Below are 15,252 nucleotides of genomic sequence, written 5' to 3'. Positions count from 1 at the left end.
CGCGTGCCTCGCCACTTGCGAGAGCGATCGGGTCCGCTTGGACGCCTGGTGACCATGCGAATGATCACCTTCTTCGGCATGCTGAGGCGCAGCGGCATCCTTGCGCAGCGGCGGCAGTTCGGCCTCTCGGAAATCGAATGGCGCATCATGACGCAAGTGGGTGAGTACGGCCCGCTGTCGCTCAACGGACTGTCCGAGCTCACTTTGCAGGATCGGGGTCAGCTAAGCCGAGCGGTCAAGGGGATGGTGGGGCGTGGCCTGCTGAAGCGCGAGCGGAAGCCCGGCGGCCCCGAAATCGAGATCGAACTCTCAGCGGAAGGTCGTGCCCTGTACGGTCACATGGTCGAAAGAGCGATCGAGCGAGACCGCCGGCTGACGAGCGGATTGTCTCAGGAAGAGATTCAGATGCTTTGGCGCATCACGGACCGGATGATCGACAAGGCGGAAGAGCTGATGGACGAGGAGCGCAGCCTCGGATCCTGAAGGGCTCTCCTTCGAATTCCGACGATCGGCACATATACGGCAGACGCCGCATGGAGAGAACATGCTGGAGCTTTATCACTTCGGACCCGTAGCCAATTCGCTGACCCCGCTGCTGGCTCTGCTGGAGAAGGATCTGCCATTTCAGAACCGCTTCCTCAACAGCCGCGCGTGGGAGCACCATTCCCCCGAATTCCAACGACTGAGCCCGGAGGGGATGGTTCCGATCCTCGTGCACGACGGAAAAGTAGTCCGGGAATCGACCGTCATCAACGAGTACCTCGAGGACGTCTTCCCGAGCACTCCGCTTCGCCCGGCAGATCCGTGGCTGCGCTCCGAGATGCGCGTCTGGACCAAGTTCGTGGACGAGTATTTCTGCCCCGCGCTGACGGTGCTCGGCGCCCAGGGCGCGACAGGTTTCGCCTCGCAGGTCGACAAGCAGGAGATGACCGAGCGGCTTTCCCGTATGCCCAACGAAGAGGTCCGCCGGAAGTGGGAAGCGGTGTCCAGCCAGGGCTTCAGCGAGGAGCAACTCGCCGACGCTCGGCGGCGTGTGGAGATCTGCGTCGACCGCATGGAGCGCCAGCTGGCCGACGGACGGCAATGGCTGGTCGGCAGCGAATACTCTCTAGCAGACATCAAGTGGTACTCGATGGTCCCGGCGCTGCCGCGGATAGTGCCCCAGATGTGCAACCAGCAAGCCTCGCCCAGCGTGTGCGCCTGGCTGCAGAGGATGGAGCAGCGGCGGGCCGTAAAAGCCCTCGCCTCCTTCCGCGCACCAAGCCCGAACACCCGACCCGCAAGCTGAATGCACTGCGAAGTGAGTGCTCAATGACTGTGAAAACGGCTGCCTGCTGGACACCTCTGAACGCTGCCAGAGGGTTAAAGTGGTGCCCAGAAGAGGACTCGAACCTCCACGGGGTTTCCCCCGCCGCCACCTGAAGACGGTGCGTCTACCAATTCCGCCATCTGGGCACGCAGGCCGCGCGGGCATCGAACCCCGTGCGGCAGGTAGGAGGGGGCCGATAGCTGCGCCACGGGGATGTTGTCAACACGCGAACCGATGCCTCGTCACGAAGGGGCTGTTTCTTGCCCGTGCTGGCCGACCTCGGGTTGTCGAGCGGAGCGGTGTGAGGCGCTCTAAAGTGTCTTGTTGTGGGACAATTCGCCGGCAGCATTGCATTTGCCGGACTCAACTTTATGCAGGTCCCGGGGGGCAGATGGACGAGCTACGGCACAGCGATGGCGAGAGGGAGGGCGGGGGCGAAGGCCGGGTCGGCCGGCGCCCGGCGTCCTTACGGCCGCGGTCGGCCGCCCGCCGGACAGGGGGAGCGATGTTGCTCGCCGGCGCCTGCTTCGTTGCCGCGCCAAGCGGCGATCCGTGGCCGCGTGCATTGGCCGTGGCGAGCGGCGACCGTTCCGCACCCGCCGTGGCTACCACGGCCCCGTCTGCCGACCAGAGTGCACTGGCGCCGGTAGAGGCGGCGATGATCCGACCGCTGCCGGTTGCGCAAAAGGCTCCCCCATCCGTGTCCGGCGCGCCCGCGGCCGAAGTCATGCCGCGGCCGAGCGCCCTCCCGGTGCTGGCAATGGCGGAACCCGCCGCGCAACCGCCGCCATCCGAGCCTGTTGTCGCCGAAGATCTGGTATTCGCCAGCGAGCCCTTGCGCCCGGTCGACATAGAGCAGATCGCCGATAGCGAGGCGCGCTCCCTGCGTATGGCGCAGCTCCGCGAACCGGGGCTTGCCGGGGCCGGCGCGCCGACCCTCGCGGCGCGAGTCGACGCCATGCAGGTCACCCTGCCGCCGCCGCCGCGCCTGCGCGACACGGAGCGGGCCGCGCTCCTGGCCGAGTCGCCGTCGAACCTGCTGGTGCGCATCGGCGAGTCGGAACTCGGCAAGGTCGCTTTGCGGACCAGCGACGCGCAAAGCTTCGATGTCCAGCTTTCCGGACTGCTCGACCTCCTAGTCGAACGCTTCGACAGCAGCGAGTTTGAGCGGCTGCGCAGTTCCGCGGCCGCCGATACGTTCGTCAGCTTCGATCAGCTGCGCGCGATGGGCCTGAACCTGCGATATGACCCGGTCTATGACGAACTGCGTATAACCAGTTGATGTCGTTACCTTCGTTCGATCACGTTGTCGGCAGCCCGCCGGCCGGACGCCGCACGGTGCTGGTTGCAACGAGCCCGTCATCTCCTTGGTCCAGGCGGAGCGGAACGCGCGCTTCCGCCAGTGCCTGGGAGATTCAGGCAAAGGATCGGAATCTAGCTAGCATTTAGCGGAAGCTGCGCGGGCCTGCGGCGGGACGCGAGGCATCTGAAGGGGGCAGTCGGGGTATGACCAGCGGTGAAGTGAGGCTCGTGCAGCGGGCAGGGGAGCCTGTTGCCGCGCGCGGGCGCAATTCCGACCGGGAACTGGAGGCGATGTTCGGGCGCAGCCTGGTCGAGCGCGATGCCCGGCCGCGCGTGATCGCCGATGCCGGCGCCCGGCTGCTGTGGAGTTCGCCGAGCGCGGACCGGCTACTGCGCCAGCCTTTCCCGGTTCACATCAGGAAAGGGCGTTTGTGCTTCGAGGACGGCCAGGCGACGCAGGACGGCAAGGCGTTCCTCGCCTCGCTTGAGCCGGAGGGGGGGCGCCTGCTGTTCACCAACCCTATGGAGGACTGCTGGGTCCTGATGAGCGGCTGGGCGCAGCAGGAGGACAACCGCCGGCTGCTGTTCCTGACTTTCGCGCTCTCCCAACCGGCGCGCGATACACGGCCTAGCGGCCTGGCCTCCTATTTCGGTCTCACCAAGGCAGAAGCAACCGTTCTGGATCAATTCGCGCGGCTGCGCAGCCCGGCCGAGATCGCGCGGGAGCTGCAGATAACGATCAACACGGTTCGCAGCCATCTCAAGCGGATACACGCGAAGATGGCCGTGACCTCGAGCGTCCGCCTGCTGCAGATCGTGCGCGCTTTCGGGGATTCCTGAAGCCGGTCTGTACCGAAAGGGGACACATGCCCCACCTTCTGCGCGATGCCACCCGAATTGGGGATGCGAATCAGATCGGCCAATCGTAAACGAATGTTAACGAACGGGGGTTCGGGCACTAATTCAAAGTTAGCGCTCGGTTGGGGTCCAGCGCGACCGCTGCCAACAGCTTGGATCCGGGGGCCCAGCGCGGGCGCCGGCAAGCCGACCTTATTGGGGGTAACGAATGGTGCGTGCGTTTTCGGCTACCAGGTTGACGGCCGGTTTCATTTTGGGTGTCTCTTGCCTGGCCGCGCTGCCCGCGGCGGCGCAGGACATCACATATCAGCCGATCGATCCCAGCTTTGGCGGCAACCCGTTCAATTCGGCGCACCTTCTCGGCATCGCCAACGCGCAGAACAACACCAAAGACCCGAAGGCGCAGAGCACGTCGAGCCAGGCGGACATCTTCGCCCGCCAGCTCCAGTCGCGCCTGCTCTCGGCGCTCTCATCGCAGATCGTCGACGCGATCTTCGGGGAGAACCCGCAGGAAAGCGGCACGATCAGCTTCGGCGGCCAGACGATCGACTTCGTCCGCAGCCTGACCGAAGTGACGCTGAACATCACCGATGACGGCACCGGCGAGGTGACGACGATCGTGATCCCGACCTTCATCGAAGTAAACTGAGGCGGGCACGGTCCATGTATCTCAAGTCCGCTCTCGCCTCCGTGGCCGCGCTTGCGCTTTCCGCCTGCTCGACCGTCACCGAACACGGCCGCGCGTCGATGCCGGAAACGCGCTCTAAGGCGTTCATCCCCGACAAGACGCAGACCCAGGTCCTGCTCTCCAGCCTGCCCGCGCCGGACCGCCCGGTGGCGATCGCGGTCTATGGCTTCGCCGACCAGACCGGCCAGTTCAAGCCGACCGAAGCCGGGCAGACGCTGTCGCGCGCAGTAAGCCAGGGCGGGGGCGCAATCCTGGTCAAGGCGCTGCAGGACGCGGGCAACCGCAACTGGTTCACCATCGTCGAGCGGGAGTCGCTCCGCAACCTGCTCAACGAACGCCAGATCATCCGCGAAATGCGCGAGCGATATCTCGGCGAGACCGACGTAAACCCGCAGGCGCTGCCGGCGCTGCTCTTCGCCGGGGTGCTGCTGGAAGGCGGGATCGTCGGCTATGACACCAACACCGTGACCGGCGGGGCCGGGGCGGCCTTCCTTGGCATCGGCGCCCGCGCCGAATACCGGCAGGATACCGTCACCGTGTACTTGCGCGCCGTGTCGGTGCGCACCGGCGAAGTGCTCACCACCGTCACCGCATCGAAGACGATCGCCAGCCAGTCGATCGGCGCAAATGCCTTCCGCTACGTCGCTTTCAAGGAGCTGCTCCAGGCGGAAGCCGGGGTCACCACCAACGAGCCGGACCAGGTCGCGCTCCAGCAGGCGATCGAGAAAGCGGTTTACGGGCTGGTGCTCGAAGGGGTCGAGCTCAAGCTGTGGAACTTCGCGGATCCGCAGGCCGGCTGGCCGCTACTGCAGGAATACAAGCGTGAGCGCGATGGCGAAGTTGACGAGGCGCAAGTGGCGGAAGCCCTGCGCAAGCTCGGCCCGATCGCGCCGCAGGAAGTGAGGCGCACCGCCGCCGCCGATCAGGTCGACGCGGCCGGCGGCCCCCAGCGGGGACCGTCGCGAAGGAATTGACCGGCGCCGCAAGGCGTCGGCCAAGGGCTGCGGGCAGGGCGCCGGACCTGCCCGGGAACGGCTCGGAGGATTTCCGGTGGCCCGGGGCGGAAGTTGCAGCTTCCGCCAAGGGTCGGTGAAGCAAAGGCGCGCCGGAGTTGCAGCTCCGACGCGCCCCAGATGACTGAAGTTGCTGTGAAACAATCCAGGTCTGACCTGCGCATGGCGCAGGCGGACATGGTTATGAGAATCCGGAAGGGATTTGACAACCGTGTTAACCGGCCAAGCCCACAACAGCGCGCGCATTTCGGCGCCGCTCGCCGTGGCCAATCCCGAAGACATGCTCCCCTCTGGATGCCGAACGAACGCGGCGGCCAGCGCGCGCCGTGCACCCAACCACGATCGAGGTCCGTCCAAGGACCCACTCTCCGCCGCCTCGCGGGCTTTTCGCGGGGCGGCGTCGGGACGCAATTCCGAATACCTATCCAATCAGGAGTATATCTCATGAAGACCATTCTTTTCGCTTCCGTATCGGCAGCTGCATTGCTGTTCGCCGCACCTGCAATTGCGCAGACCGTGACCGAAGCCACCGCAAACAATGCTTCGACCGTCTCGCAGAACGGCAATAGCAACAGCGCCTCCGTTCTTCAGCGCCAGAACGATCAGACTTCGACCGTCAATCAGACGGGCGATGGCCACTCCACTTCGATCGAACAGGGCGACCTGGGCATCGCTGCACAGAGCTCCGGCAACGTAGCCACAGTCACGCAGAAAGAGCGTGCGGACGAGGCCGGCTCCGGACTTACCCGGATCATCCAAGAGTCCGGCTTGAACAAAGCGACCGTTGACCAGACCGGCCGCAACCAGGCAGACATTACGCAGGGTATCGCGACGCGCACCGGCGGAAACAACCAGGCGACGATCAAGCAGACCGACACGAACGTCGCTCACACGATGATCAACATCGCTGGTATTACTCAAGAAGGTTCGAACAACATCGGCGTAACCACGCAGGACGGTGATTCGAACGTAGCAGTGCTTCAGCAGACGAACGTCATCGGGACTTTGGGCAACGAGGCAAATCTTTCTCAGACCGGGAGAGACAACGTTTTCGAAGGTGACCAGACCGGCGAAGACAACACGCTTACGCTGGCACAAACTGGCGACGACAACGTGGCGGATGCGGTGCAGAATGGTAGCTTCAACACTATCACTCTGACTCAGGCTGGCAGCTTCAATGAAGCCGCGGTTCGTCAGGAACTCGGCAACAACAATCAGGCCACTGTCACGCAGAACGCGAACAACAACAACGTTGGCGATCCCCTGCCCGACACCACTCCGGTCGGTTTCATCAACCCGCGTGGTAGCAACACCTCTTACACCCCCCGCACTGTGGGTGTTCTCCAGCAGGGCAACGCCAACACCGCCTTCGTTTCGCAGACCGGAAGCGGCAACGCCAACATCGATCAGATCGGTAACAACAACTTCGCCGGTGTGGCGCAGGACGGCGTGGCTGCGGTGTTCGACGTCGACCAGACCGGCAACAACAACAAGGTCACCAAAACGCAAGGCGCTAACGAGAACGTCACGCAGTACGGCGCAGGAGCCGCAATCTTCGTGACGCAGAGCGGTGGGGACAACAACCAGGCCGTTCTCTCTCAGGTCGGTGAACGTGCGCTGATCGACGTCGATCAGGTCGGCAGCGGTAACCTGGCTCGCACGACTCAGGTCGCGTTTGCGGCTGACGCATCTTCGGTGATCGCGCAGACTGGCTTGAACAATCGCGCTGAAGTGACGCAGGCGTCGTTCTCCAACTCGTCGATCACGCAGACCGGCAATGAAAACGATGCGGACGTCATTCAGGGAGCTAACTCCTACTCCTTGATCTCGCAGACCGGCGGCAACGGCAACGCTGCCACGGTGACTCAGGGCGCGAGCGATTGGTCCAGCGTTATCCAGACTGGCAGCCTGAACGTCGCAACCGTTACGCAAAACTAAGACTGGGAGGCGGCGACCTGATCTCGGGTCGCCGCCTTCGATCGTGTTCATCGCTGCGAACCAGCGAGTTCCTTCCCGGAGTCCACCTCGATGAAAACTATCCTTTTCGTGACCGTTTCGGCCGCAGCACTGGCGCTCGGTGCGCCAGCCATCGCGCAGACCGTCTCCGCCGCCTCGGCAGAAAACGAGTCGGCGATCACCCAGACCGGCGATTCCAATCGCGCTACTGTCACTCAGAACCAGACCCAGCAGACCGCGACGATCTCGCAGAGCGGCGCCAGCCATCAGGCAACGGTGCTTCAGGGTGAACAAGGCGGCGGCGCCACCATCGGCAACGTAGCGACCATCACGCAGCAGGCTCGCGCGGCGGGCGGCGGCAAAGCCGAAGGCAACATTTCCCAAGAGTCTAACAACAACGTCGCCACCTTGGACCAGACCGGTGACGGTCGGGCTTTCATCAGCCAGGGCATCAGCAACAATTTCCGCAACGGCGGCAGCAACACGGCTTCGATCACGCAAACCGATACCAATGTGGCCAGCGCAAACCCGAGCTCGAGCACGATCCGGAATATCGCGGGCATCGTGCAGGATGGCTCCGAGAACGATGCCACAATCAGCCAAGACGGTGATGCCAATGTCGCGCTTCTCAATCAGGGCGCTTCTGCCGACAACATCGCCTTCAACAACACTGCCACCATCGGTCAGACCGGCCGAGATCATGTTCTAGATGCCAATCAGGCAGGTTCGAACAACATCCTCAACGCTACCCAGACGGGTGAGGACAACGTCGCCAATACCCTGCAGTCGGGTAACCTCAACTTTGCCGTTGTCACTCAAGGCGACTCGGCTAACGAGGCTTCTGTCGAACAGAAGGGCAATAGCAACATCGCAACCGTCCTGCAGACTGGGTCTGCCAACGATGTTGGCGACGCGAGCCCGGATGCTACCCCTGGGCCTTACAACGTGAACCCGGCCTATAGCGGGACTTCGTATAGCCCCACAGTGGTTGGTTTGAAGCAGAACGGCAACAACAACGAAGCCTATGTCTCGCAAGCTGGTGGCGGCGATGCCGTGATCGAACAGATCGGTGACCGCAACTTCGCCGGAACCGTTCAGACCGGCGCCGATACTCAGCTGGACGTGCGGCAAGAAGGGGATGACAACATCGTCACGACCACCCGCAATCAGGACATCTATCTGGCGCAGAACAATGATCGGTCCTACATTCAGGTCGATCAGATCGGAAACCTGAACCAGGCTGTTCTGAACCAGACCGGCGCCGACAATACCATCGACGTTATGCAGTCCGGCAACAACAACCTGGCCACTGTGACCCAGGCGGGTGCGTTCGGCACCTCACTGATCACGCAGACGGGTTCGGAGAACACTGCGACGTCGACACAGGGGGCGAACTCCTACTCGTCGATCTCTCAGACGGGCAATCTCAACATCGCTACCGCGACGCAGGGTGCGAGCGACTACTCGTCGATCGCGCAGAACGGCAGCGCAAACGTCGTTACCGTCACGCAGAACTAAGTACAGGCGGCGGTTATCCGAAGGATCCGCCGTACCATCTTCCGGCCACCTCCTGAGGTGGTCGGAAGATGGATATCTTGATTTTCGAGTAAGCAGGACAGGATCGATGATGAGCTACCGATTGGCCGGACGACTTTCGTTCCTTGCCGCAGCGCTCGGCGCTTCGGCGGCGGTGCAGGCCGCGTCACCAACCTGCCAGAACACTGACGCCGGAGAGAGCAGCATGGATAATGACGGTACCGCTGGCGGCACCACGATCGTACGCTCGGGCACCGGCCATACCGCCGCAGTGACGCGCGAGGGCGACGGCACGGTTCGCGTCGAGCAGCACGGCAAGGATCACGCCACGCTGGCGGTCCAGTCGGGCGACGGCAGCCGGCTCGATATTTCGCAGACCGGCGTCTCGGTAGACGCCGAAGTGACGCAAGGCGGCGAGTGCAACGTGAGCGAGCTCGTCCAGGCCGGCAGCGGCAGCCGCGCAGTCGTGGCGCAGTCCGGCTCCGGCAATCGCGCGGTGGTGCGCCAGGGCGGGGCGGGCAACAGCGTCGTCGTCCGCCAGGGCGCGGCGAGGGAGGAATAAGACGATGCGCAGGTTTACCTATCCTCTCTGTGCGGCGCTGCTGGCGCTGGCGACGGCGGCTCCGGCTCTGGCGGATACCGACAAGGAAACCCCGGGCGCGCCGTGCGCCGGCGGGCCGGGACAGGGCACCGGCAATCCCTGCAACGGCAACAACGGCAATCCCAGCCCCGAAGGCAACGCGGGCGACAAGGTCAAGTACGACAAGAAGCCGCCGCACTTCGCGGTCCCGCGGCCGGGCAACGACAGCGGCGCGTTCATCACGCAGATCGGCGACGCGAACAGCGCCGAGATCCGGCAGAGCGCGCACACGCAGTATGCCCGCATCGGCCAGGACGGTGACCGCAACCGCGCTTCCGTCACCCAGAGCGGCGGCGGGGCGCATTATGCGCTGATCGAGCAGACCGGCGACGCTAACGTGCTTTCGCTTGCCCAGAGCGGCTATGGAGCGCAAGTTGCGCTTCTGCAGCAGAGCGGCAGCGGCAACGACATGCGGCTCGTTCAGGACGGGGGCAGCCTCAGCAGCGGCCTTGCAGCCGTTCAATACGGAAACGACAATGCGATGGCACTCACCCAGTCCGGCGACGGCAACCAGGCCAAGCTTGAGCAGAATGGCAGCAACAACGCGATGAGCGTCAGCCAGACCGGCGGCGGTAACCAGCTCGCCTGGACCCAGACCGGCAACAACCTCTCCAACCTTAGCATCAGCCAGACCGGCGGGCAGGCGCTGCAGGTGACCCAGACCAACTGATGCGCATCGCGGGCCCAGCTTCGGTCCTTCTGGCCCCGATCCTGCTCGCGGGGGCGGCCGCCTCGGCATCGGCGCAGGACCGCGCCCGGCTCGACGACTTCGCGCTTCCGGCGGGCGACGGTGCGCTCGCCGTGGAGCAGCTTCCTGCGGCCGCGCCGCTCCCGCCCCCGCAGCGGCGGGACCGCTCGGTCAAGGTGCCTGCCCCGCCCGGAGCTGCGCCGCACCCGCTGGAGCAGCTGACGAGCGCGGATCGCGCCGAGGTCGCGCCGAACCAGCTCGCCAGCGGCGTCGCATCGCGGAGCCTGGCGCCGGCAGCCGTGTCCACCTCGGCCGACAGCAAGCTCCAGGGCGTGCAGCGGATCGGGGGCAGGGACCGCTGCGATCCCCGGCTGGACGAGCAAAGACGCGCCGATTGCCTGCGCATCCTCGAACTGCGCGCCGCTGAGTTCCAGGCCACCGAAGCCCCGCAACTCAGCGCCGAGCAGAAGCTGCTGGCGGAGCAGCAGAGAGAGGAGGAGCGTGTCGCGCCCTCCAACAAGCTGCGGCTGCGGCTCGCGTCCTCGGGCGATCCCGACGCCGACCTTTCCTCCAACCAGGAGATCGCCGCGATCTACCTCGCGGGCGAGGACGCTGCGGCATCGCCTCCTCCCGAACTGCCGACGGAGCCCGGCATTCCCACCGGCGAGCTGATCGAGGCGCTGCAGGCCGTGCAACAGGGCATGAGCCAGCCCTGATCCGGCCCGCCGAGGTCATCGAGAACGTCCACGCTCCGACGCACCGCTCTTGCGTTCAAGGATGCAGACATCATCTTCGTGGGCCGCGGCAGGAGTTCGACGATGACGACACTTTCGATACTGGACCTTGTCCGGGTGACCGACGCGACCGATCCTCGCGCCGCGATGGACAATGCGCGCGATCTGGCCGCGCATGCGGAGGGCTGGGGCTATCGGCGCTTCTGGATCGCCGAGCATCACAACATGCCGGGCATCGCCAGCGCCGCGACCGCCGTGGTGATCGCCCACGTCGCGGCCGGATCGAGCACGATCCGCGTCGGCGCCGGCGGGATCATGCTGCCGAACCACGCGCCGCTGATCGTGGCCGAGCAGTTCGGCACGCTCGCGCACTTGTTCCCCGGGCGCATCGACCTGGGGCTGGGCCGGGCGCCGGGGACGGACCAGCTCACCGTCCGCGCACTCCGCCGCACGAGCGGGGCCGACACGTTCCCGCACGACGTGCGCGAGCTGCAAGCCTACTTCAGCCCGGAAGCAGCCGACCGGCAGGTCCAGGCCGTTCCCGCGGCAAGCACCGAAGTGCCGCTGTGGATCCTCGGTTCGAGCACTTACGGCGCGCAGCTCGCCGCCGAGTTCGGCCTGCCTTATGCCTTCGCCTCCCACTTCGCCCCCGATCTCCTGCTGACGGCGCTGCAGATCTACCGCAGCCACTTCAAGCCGTCGGCGCAGCTCGCCCGCCCGCATGCGATGATCGGGGTCAACATCATCGCGGCCGAGACCGATGACGAGGCGCGCAGGCTGGCGACGACGCAGCAGATGTCGTTTGCAGACCTGTTCCGCGGCGCGCGTGGCCTGAGCAAACCGCCGATCGACGACATCGACAGCTACTGGTCCCCGCGCGAGCGCGCGCAGGCGATGACCATGCTGCAGCGCTCGATCGTCGGCAGCCCCGAGACCGTGGCGCAAGGCATCGACCGGCTGGTGGCGGAAACGGGCGCCGACGAACTGATGATCGTGTCCGACGTGTACGATCATGCCCAGAGGCTGCGGTCCTTCGAGCTGATCGCCAGCGCGGCCTCGCAGGCCGCCGGCAGCATGGCCGAGGGCGTTGGCTGAGCGGATGGATGACGATCCGGACCAGACCAAGCTTACCAGGTCGAAACGGCGCTGGGCGGAGGAAGCCAAGTTCCTGACGGGGCAAGTCTCGCGACCGCTGGAAAGGCGCCTGCCGCCTGGCCAGCACCTCGTCAACAACTGGCCCGTGCTCGATCTGGGGCGGCAGCCGGACGTTTCGCGCGAACGCTGGCGGCTGAAGATCGGCGGCCTTGTGCGGCGCCCGGTGACGCTCGACTGGGCGGCGTTCATGGCGCTGCCGCAAAGCACGATCCGGTCCGACATCCACTGCGTCACGACCTGGTCGCGCTACGACAACGATTGGACCGGCGTCGCCACACGGGACCTGCTCGACCTGGTCGAGCCGCGCGACAACGGCCGCTTCCTCATGCTGCACGGCTATGACGGCTATACGACGAACCTGCCTCTGGCCGATTTCGCCGCCCCCGGCGCGCTGCTGGCGCATAGCTGGCAGGGCGAGCCGCTGACCCGGGAGCATGGCGGCCCCGTGCGGCTGGTCGTGCCGCACCTGTACTTCTGGAAAAGCGCCAAGTGGATCGCGGCGATCGACGTGCTCGGCGCCGACAAGCCGGGGTTCTGGGAAGCCGAAGGTTATCACATGCGCGGCGATCCATGGGCTGAGGAGAGATATTCGTAGCTCCCTGGAACGCGGGGCGCGGCCGGGCGCTTGGTGCTGCGACAGCATCAGAGGAAGCAATCGATATGGCCGAAGAAGCGCGCGCGGTTCTCTACCGGATGGTCCTGCCGGATCACACTTGCCCGTTCGGTGTCCGGGCCAAGAAGCTGCTGGAAAAGCACGGCTACGAAGTCGAGGACAACATCCTGTCCTCGCGCGAGGAGACCGATGCCTTCCAGGAGGAGCACGACGTCGACACCACGCCGCTGGTATTCATCGACGGCGAACTTATCGGAGGCTGCGAGGACCTGGAGCGCTATCTCGCCAACAGGTGAGGGCACCGCGCAGCCGTGCAGCGCCGCCCCGGGGCGCACGGCCGCCAGCACCTACGCTTGAAGTCAGGGCATGCGCATCAACTGGCCGCGGATCGCCCCGTTTGGATACTGCGCGGTGTGGACGTTGACGTAGAAGCCCTGCGGGTTCGCCGCGATCTCTTCCAGCAGCGCATCCGCCACCATGTCGCATTCCTCGCTGTCGCTGTCGTCGGGCGCATCGAGCGTGATCACGGGAGGGCCGTTCACGCCCGCGGCTCCGCGATGGATGTGTGCGGCCGTGACCACGCCGATCTCGCGCACCTCGAGGTCGGTGCAGATGCGGTCGAGCACCGGATTGACGGTCACGTGCGCCGTACCGGATCCGTCGGAATCACCGGGCGGCACTTCGTTGGTGCCGAGGAGATTGGCGTGAAGGCGGAGACCGGTTGCCTCGGTGACATCCTCCTCGATCGTTTCACAGCCAGCCAGAGTTAGGGCACTCGCCGAAGCCAGTATCAGCAAAGTTGCATTGCATCTCATGACGTTGCTCCTTTTTGCAGGCACCGATTCGAGTTTTGCGGAGCCCATCACCGAAACCGCCCGGCGTTCGATGTCGTTCCCGGCACGGAGGGCGAGGCGGGTCCACAGGGTCCGCCGGTCTGTCGGCGGAGCATGCTGGCAACCGACATCAACACCGTGTTAAGACCCGGAGCCCATTATGGGGTGGGTTATACGGGCTGAAGTTGATGCTGTTCCGGCTATGCGGCTTCTGGATCGTGCTGCTGGCCGCGCTCTCATCCAGCCCGGGAGTCGCGCGAACGCCGGTCGTCGTGTTCGGCGGGGACATGAACTACCCTCCGTTCGAGTGGGAGGAAGACGGCGAGGCGAAGGGTTTTCTCGTCGATCTCGAGAAGGCGGTCGCGCGCAACGGCGGCGCCCGTTCGATGCACAAGCTGGCGCCCTGGCCCGATACCGTTGCCGCGTTGCGATCCGGCGCGGTCGACGTCGTCCCGATGTTCCGTTCCAAAGAGCGGGAGGAAGACTTCTGGTTCTCCGAACCCGTTATCTTCGCGCAACATGCGATCTTCACCGCGCGCGACCCCGGCCGGGTCACCGGCAGGGCGGAGCTCGGCGCCTGGCGCGTAGCGGTCGAACACTCGTCGTTCGCGCACGACCAACTCACTGCCGAAGGCGCCGTTGGCGAACTGGTCCTTGTCGGCAACACCGAGAAAGCGCTCGATGCAGTGGCGGAGGGCCGCGCGGACTACGCCGTCCTGGCAGAGGATTCCGCCGCCCGCCTCGTTGCGCAGTCGGGGCAGGCAATCCGCCGGGTCGGTGCGCCCTTCTGGCCCCGGGACTATGCTTTCGCCGTGCGGAAGGACCGGCCGCGAATGATCGCCTGGCTCGACCGCTCGCTCGGGGAGACGATCTCCAGCGGCGAGTTCCAGCGGATCCAGGCCGACTGGCAGCCGGCGCTGGACTCCAAGCAGGCGGCGGCGCCGAGTTGGCTGAGCTCGTCGTGGAAGGTCGTCCTGGCGCTGATCCTGAGTGTCGCCACGGGCCTGCTGTTTCTGCTCTGGTCTGCCCGCGCATCGCTGTCGCGGGAGCGAAGGGAAAGAGCGCCGACGGATCGGGGCACCGCCTCCCCGACCAAGCAGGACACCCGGCTGCTGCGGGACTTCGCTGCCTTTGGAAAGGACGAGATCTACGCGGTGTTCCAGCCGCAACTCGACCTGCGGTCCGGGGAAATAGCGGGCGCCGAGGCGCTGGTTCGCTGGGATCACCGGGCGGAAGGTCCGGTCGCGCCCGATCGGTTCATTCCGCAGCTGGAACGGGCGGGGATGGTCGGCGAAGTCACTTCAAGGATGATCGCGCAGGCTGTGGAACAAAGTGTTCGCTTCCGGGAGGAGGGCTATCCCATACGCTTCAGCGTGAACGTGTCGGCCAAGGACTTCAGCGACCGCGACCTGGCGGAACTGGTCGCCATGCACCTCGCGCAGCTGGGCGGCTGCCCGGAGGACCTGGTCCTCGAGCTGACCGAGTCCGGCGCGGTGACCGATCCGCGCACCGTCAGAGCGATGATCGCCAGGCTGAAAGCGACCGGGGTGCGGGTTGCCATCGACGACTACGGCACCGGCTTCGCCTCGCTCGCCAGCTTCACCGAGCTCTCGTTCGACGAACTGAAGATCGATCGGCTGTTCGTCGAGAAGATGGTCTCGAGCGCCGGCCACCGCGAGGCCGTCGCCTCCGCCATCAACATGGCCCGCCGGATGAAGATGGAGGTGGTCGCCGAAGGCGCGCCCGATCTCGCAACGATCCAGCTGCTGAAGCGGATGCGGTGCGACAGGGTGCAGAGCTACGCCGTTTCGCTCCCGCTGAGCGGCGATGACCCGCTGGCCTTCGTGCGGAACTGCGCGACACGGCACGGTGCCGCGACCGAGATCCCTACTTCGATAGCGGCGATCCGCGGGTAGGCGGTCCCTTC

16 protein-coding genes and 1 tRNA gene are annotated in these 15,252 nt (G+C 65.4%); 15 read left to right on the top strand and 2 right to left on the bottom strand.

Annotation, left to right across the window (positions count from 1 at the left end; all coding sequences use genetic code 11):
* Positions 1-60 precede the first annotated feature (60 nt).
* Positions 61-483 (top strand): MarR family winged helix-turn-helix transcriptional regulator, encoded by a 423-nt coding sequence (locus GRI75_RS05600; protein WP_160745954.1) that lies wholly within the window; start codon positions 61-63, stop codon positions 481-483.
* Positions 484-544: 61 nt separating this feature from the next.
* Entirely contained in the window at positions 545-1,288 is a 744-nt protein-coding gene (locus GRI75_RS05595) for a glutathione S-transferase family protein (protein ID WP_160745953.1), read from the top strand.
* A gap of 80 nt (positions 1,289-1,368) precedes the next feature.
* On the opposite strand, the gene GRI75_RS05590 is transcribed toward GRI75_RS05595, so the two are convergent.
* Positions 1,369-1,455, bottom strand: a tRNA-Leu gene (locus GRI75_RS05590).
* Between the two features lie 359 nt (positions 1,456-1,814).
* On the opposite strand from GRI75_RS05590, the gene GRI75_RS05585 reads away from it, so the two are divergent.
* The 12 genes from GRI75_RS05585 to GRI75_RS05530 all read left to right on the top strand — a co-directional run bounded on the left by GRI75_RS05585 (position 1,815) and on the right by GRI75_RS05530 (position 12,788).
* Positions 1,815-2,591 carry a hypothetical protein gene (locus tag GRI75_RS05585; protein ID WP_160745952.1) on the top strand — a complete coding sequence of 259 codons (777 nt, stop codon included), beginning with the start codon at positions 1,815-1,817 and terminating at the stop codon, positions 2,589-2,591.
* A gap of 224 nt (positions 2,592-2,815) precedes the next feature.
* The gene (locus tag GRI75_RS05580; RefSeq protein WP_160745951.1) at positions 2,816-3,451 is read left to right on the top strand and encodes a helix-turn-helix transcriptional regulator; all 636 of its coding nucleotides are present in this window, start codon (positions 2,816-2,818) and stop codon (positions 3,449-3,451) included.
* Positions 3,452-3,704: 253 nt separating this feature from the next.
* Positions 3,705-4,118, top strand: a complete 414-nt coding sequence (locus tag GRI75_RS05575; protein WP_235911343.1) for a curli assembly protein CsgF — start codon at positions 3,705-3,707, stop codon at positions 4,116-4,118.
* 14 nt (positions 4,119-4,132) lie between these two features.
* Positions 4,133-5,131 (top strand): CsgG/HfaB family protein, encoded by a 999-nt coding sequence (locus GRI75_RS05570; RefSeq protein WP_160745949.1) that lies wholly within the window; start codon positions 4,133-4,135, stop codon positions 5,129-5,131.
* A gap of 483 nt (positions 5,132-5,614) precedes the next feature.
* Positions 5,615-7,108, top strand: coding sequence for a hypothetical protein (locus GRI75_RS05565; RefSeq protein WP_160745948.1), 1,494 nt, complete (start codon positions 5,615-5,617; stop codon positions 7,106-7,108).
* Positions 7,109-7,198: 90 nt separating this feature from the next.
* On the top strand, positions 7,199-8,644 hold the full coding sequence (locus tag GRI75_RS05560) for a hypothetical protein (RefSeq protein WP_160745947.1): 1,446 nt from the start codon (positions 7,199-7,201) through the stop codon (positions 8,642-8,644).
* Positions 8,645-8,750: 106 nt separating this feature from the next.
* The gene (locus GRI75_RS05555; RefSeq protein ID WP_160745946.1) at positions 8,751-9,224 is read left to right on the top strand and encodes a hypothetical protein; all 474 of its coding nucleotides are present in this window, start codon (positions 8,751-8,753) and stop codon (positions 9,222-9,224) included.
* Between the two features lie 4 nt (positions 9,225-9,228).
* On the top strand, positions 9,229-9,972 hold the full coding sequence (locus tag GRI75_RS05550) for a hypothetical protein (protein WP_160745945.1): 744 nt from the start codon (positions 9,229-9,231) through the stop codon (positions 9,970-9,972).
* A complete protein-coding gene (locus GRI75_RS05545) occupies positions 9,972-10,706 on the top strand; it encodes a hypothetical protein (protein ID WP_160745944.1) in 735 nt (244 codons plus the stop codon). Before GRI75_RS05550 ends, GRI75_RS05545 begins: the two co-directional genes overlap by 1 nt.
* 102 nt (positions 10,707-10,808) lie before the next feature.
* Positions 10,809-11,819 (top strand): LLM class flavin-dependent oxidoreductase, encoded by a 1,011-nt coding sequence (locus GRI75_RS05540; protein ID WP_160745943.1) that lies wholly within the window; start codon positions 10,809-10,811, stop codon positions 11,817-11,819.
* Between the two features lie 4 nt (positions 11,820-11,823).
* Complete coding sequence (locus tag GRI75_RS05535; protein WP_160745942.1) at positions 11,824-12,474, top strand: sulfite oxidase-like oxidoreductase; 651 nt, start codon at positions 11,824-11,826, stop codon at positions 12,472-12,474.
* A 65-nt stretch (positions 12,475-12,539) separates the two neighbouring features.
* Entirely contained in the window at positions 12,540-12,788 is a 249-nt protein-coding gene (locus tag GRI75_RS05530; RefSeq protein ID WP_160745941.1) for a glutaredoxin domain-containing protein, read from the top strand.
* 63 nt (positions 12,789-12,851) lie between these two features.
* Here GRI75_RS05530 and GRI75_RS05525 read toward each other — a convergent pair whose 3' ends face one another.
* A complete protein-coding gene (locus GRI75_RS05525) occupies positions 12,852-13,307 on the bottom strand; it encodes a CHRD domain-containing protein (RefSeq protein ID WP_160745940.1) in 456 nt (151 codons plus the stop codon).
* A gap of 206 nt (positions 13,308-13,513) precedes the next feature.
* Between GRI75_RS05525 and GRI75_RS05520 the strand changes: the two genes are divergently transcribed.
* Positions 13,514-15,241, top strand: coding sequence for an EAL domain-containing protein (locus tag GRI75_RS05520; RefSeq protein ID WP_160745939.1), 1,728 nt, complete (start codon positions 13,514-13,516; stop codon positions 15,239-15,241).
* The last annotated feature ends 11 nt before the right edge of the window (positions 15,242-15,252 follow it).

The sequence above is a fragment of the Croceibacterium soli genome (genome assembly GCF_009828065.1).
GTDB lineage: Bacteria > Pseudomonadota > Alphaproteobacteria > Sphingomonadales > Sphingomonadaceae > Croceibacterium_B > Croceibacterium_B soli.
Note: the sequence above shows the minus strand (reverse complement) of the source record. Positions and strands in the feature narration are given on the sequence as shown.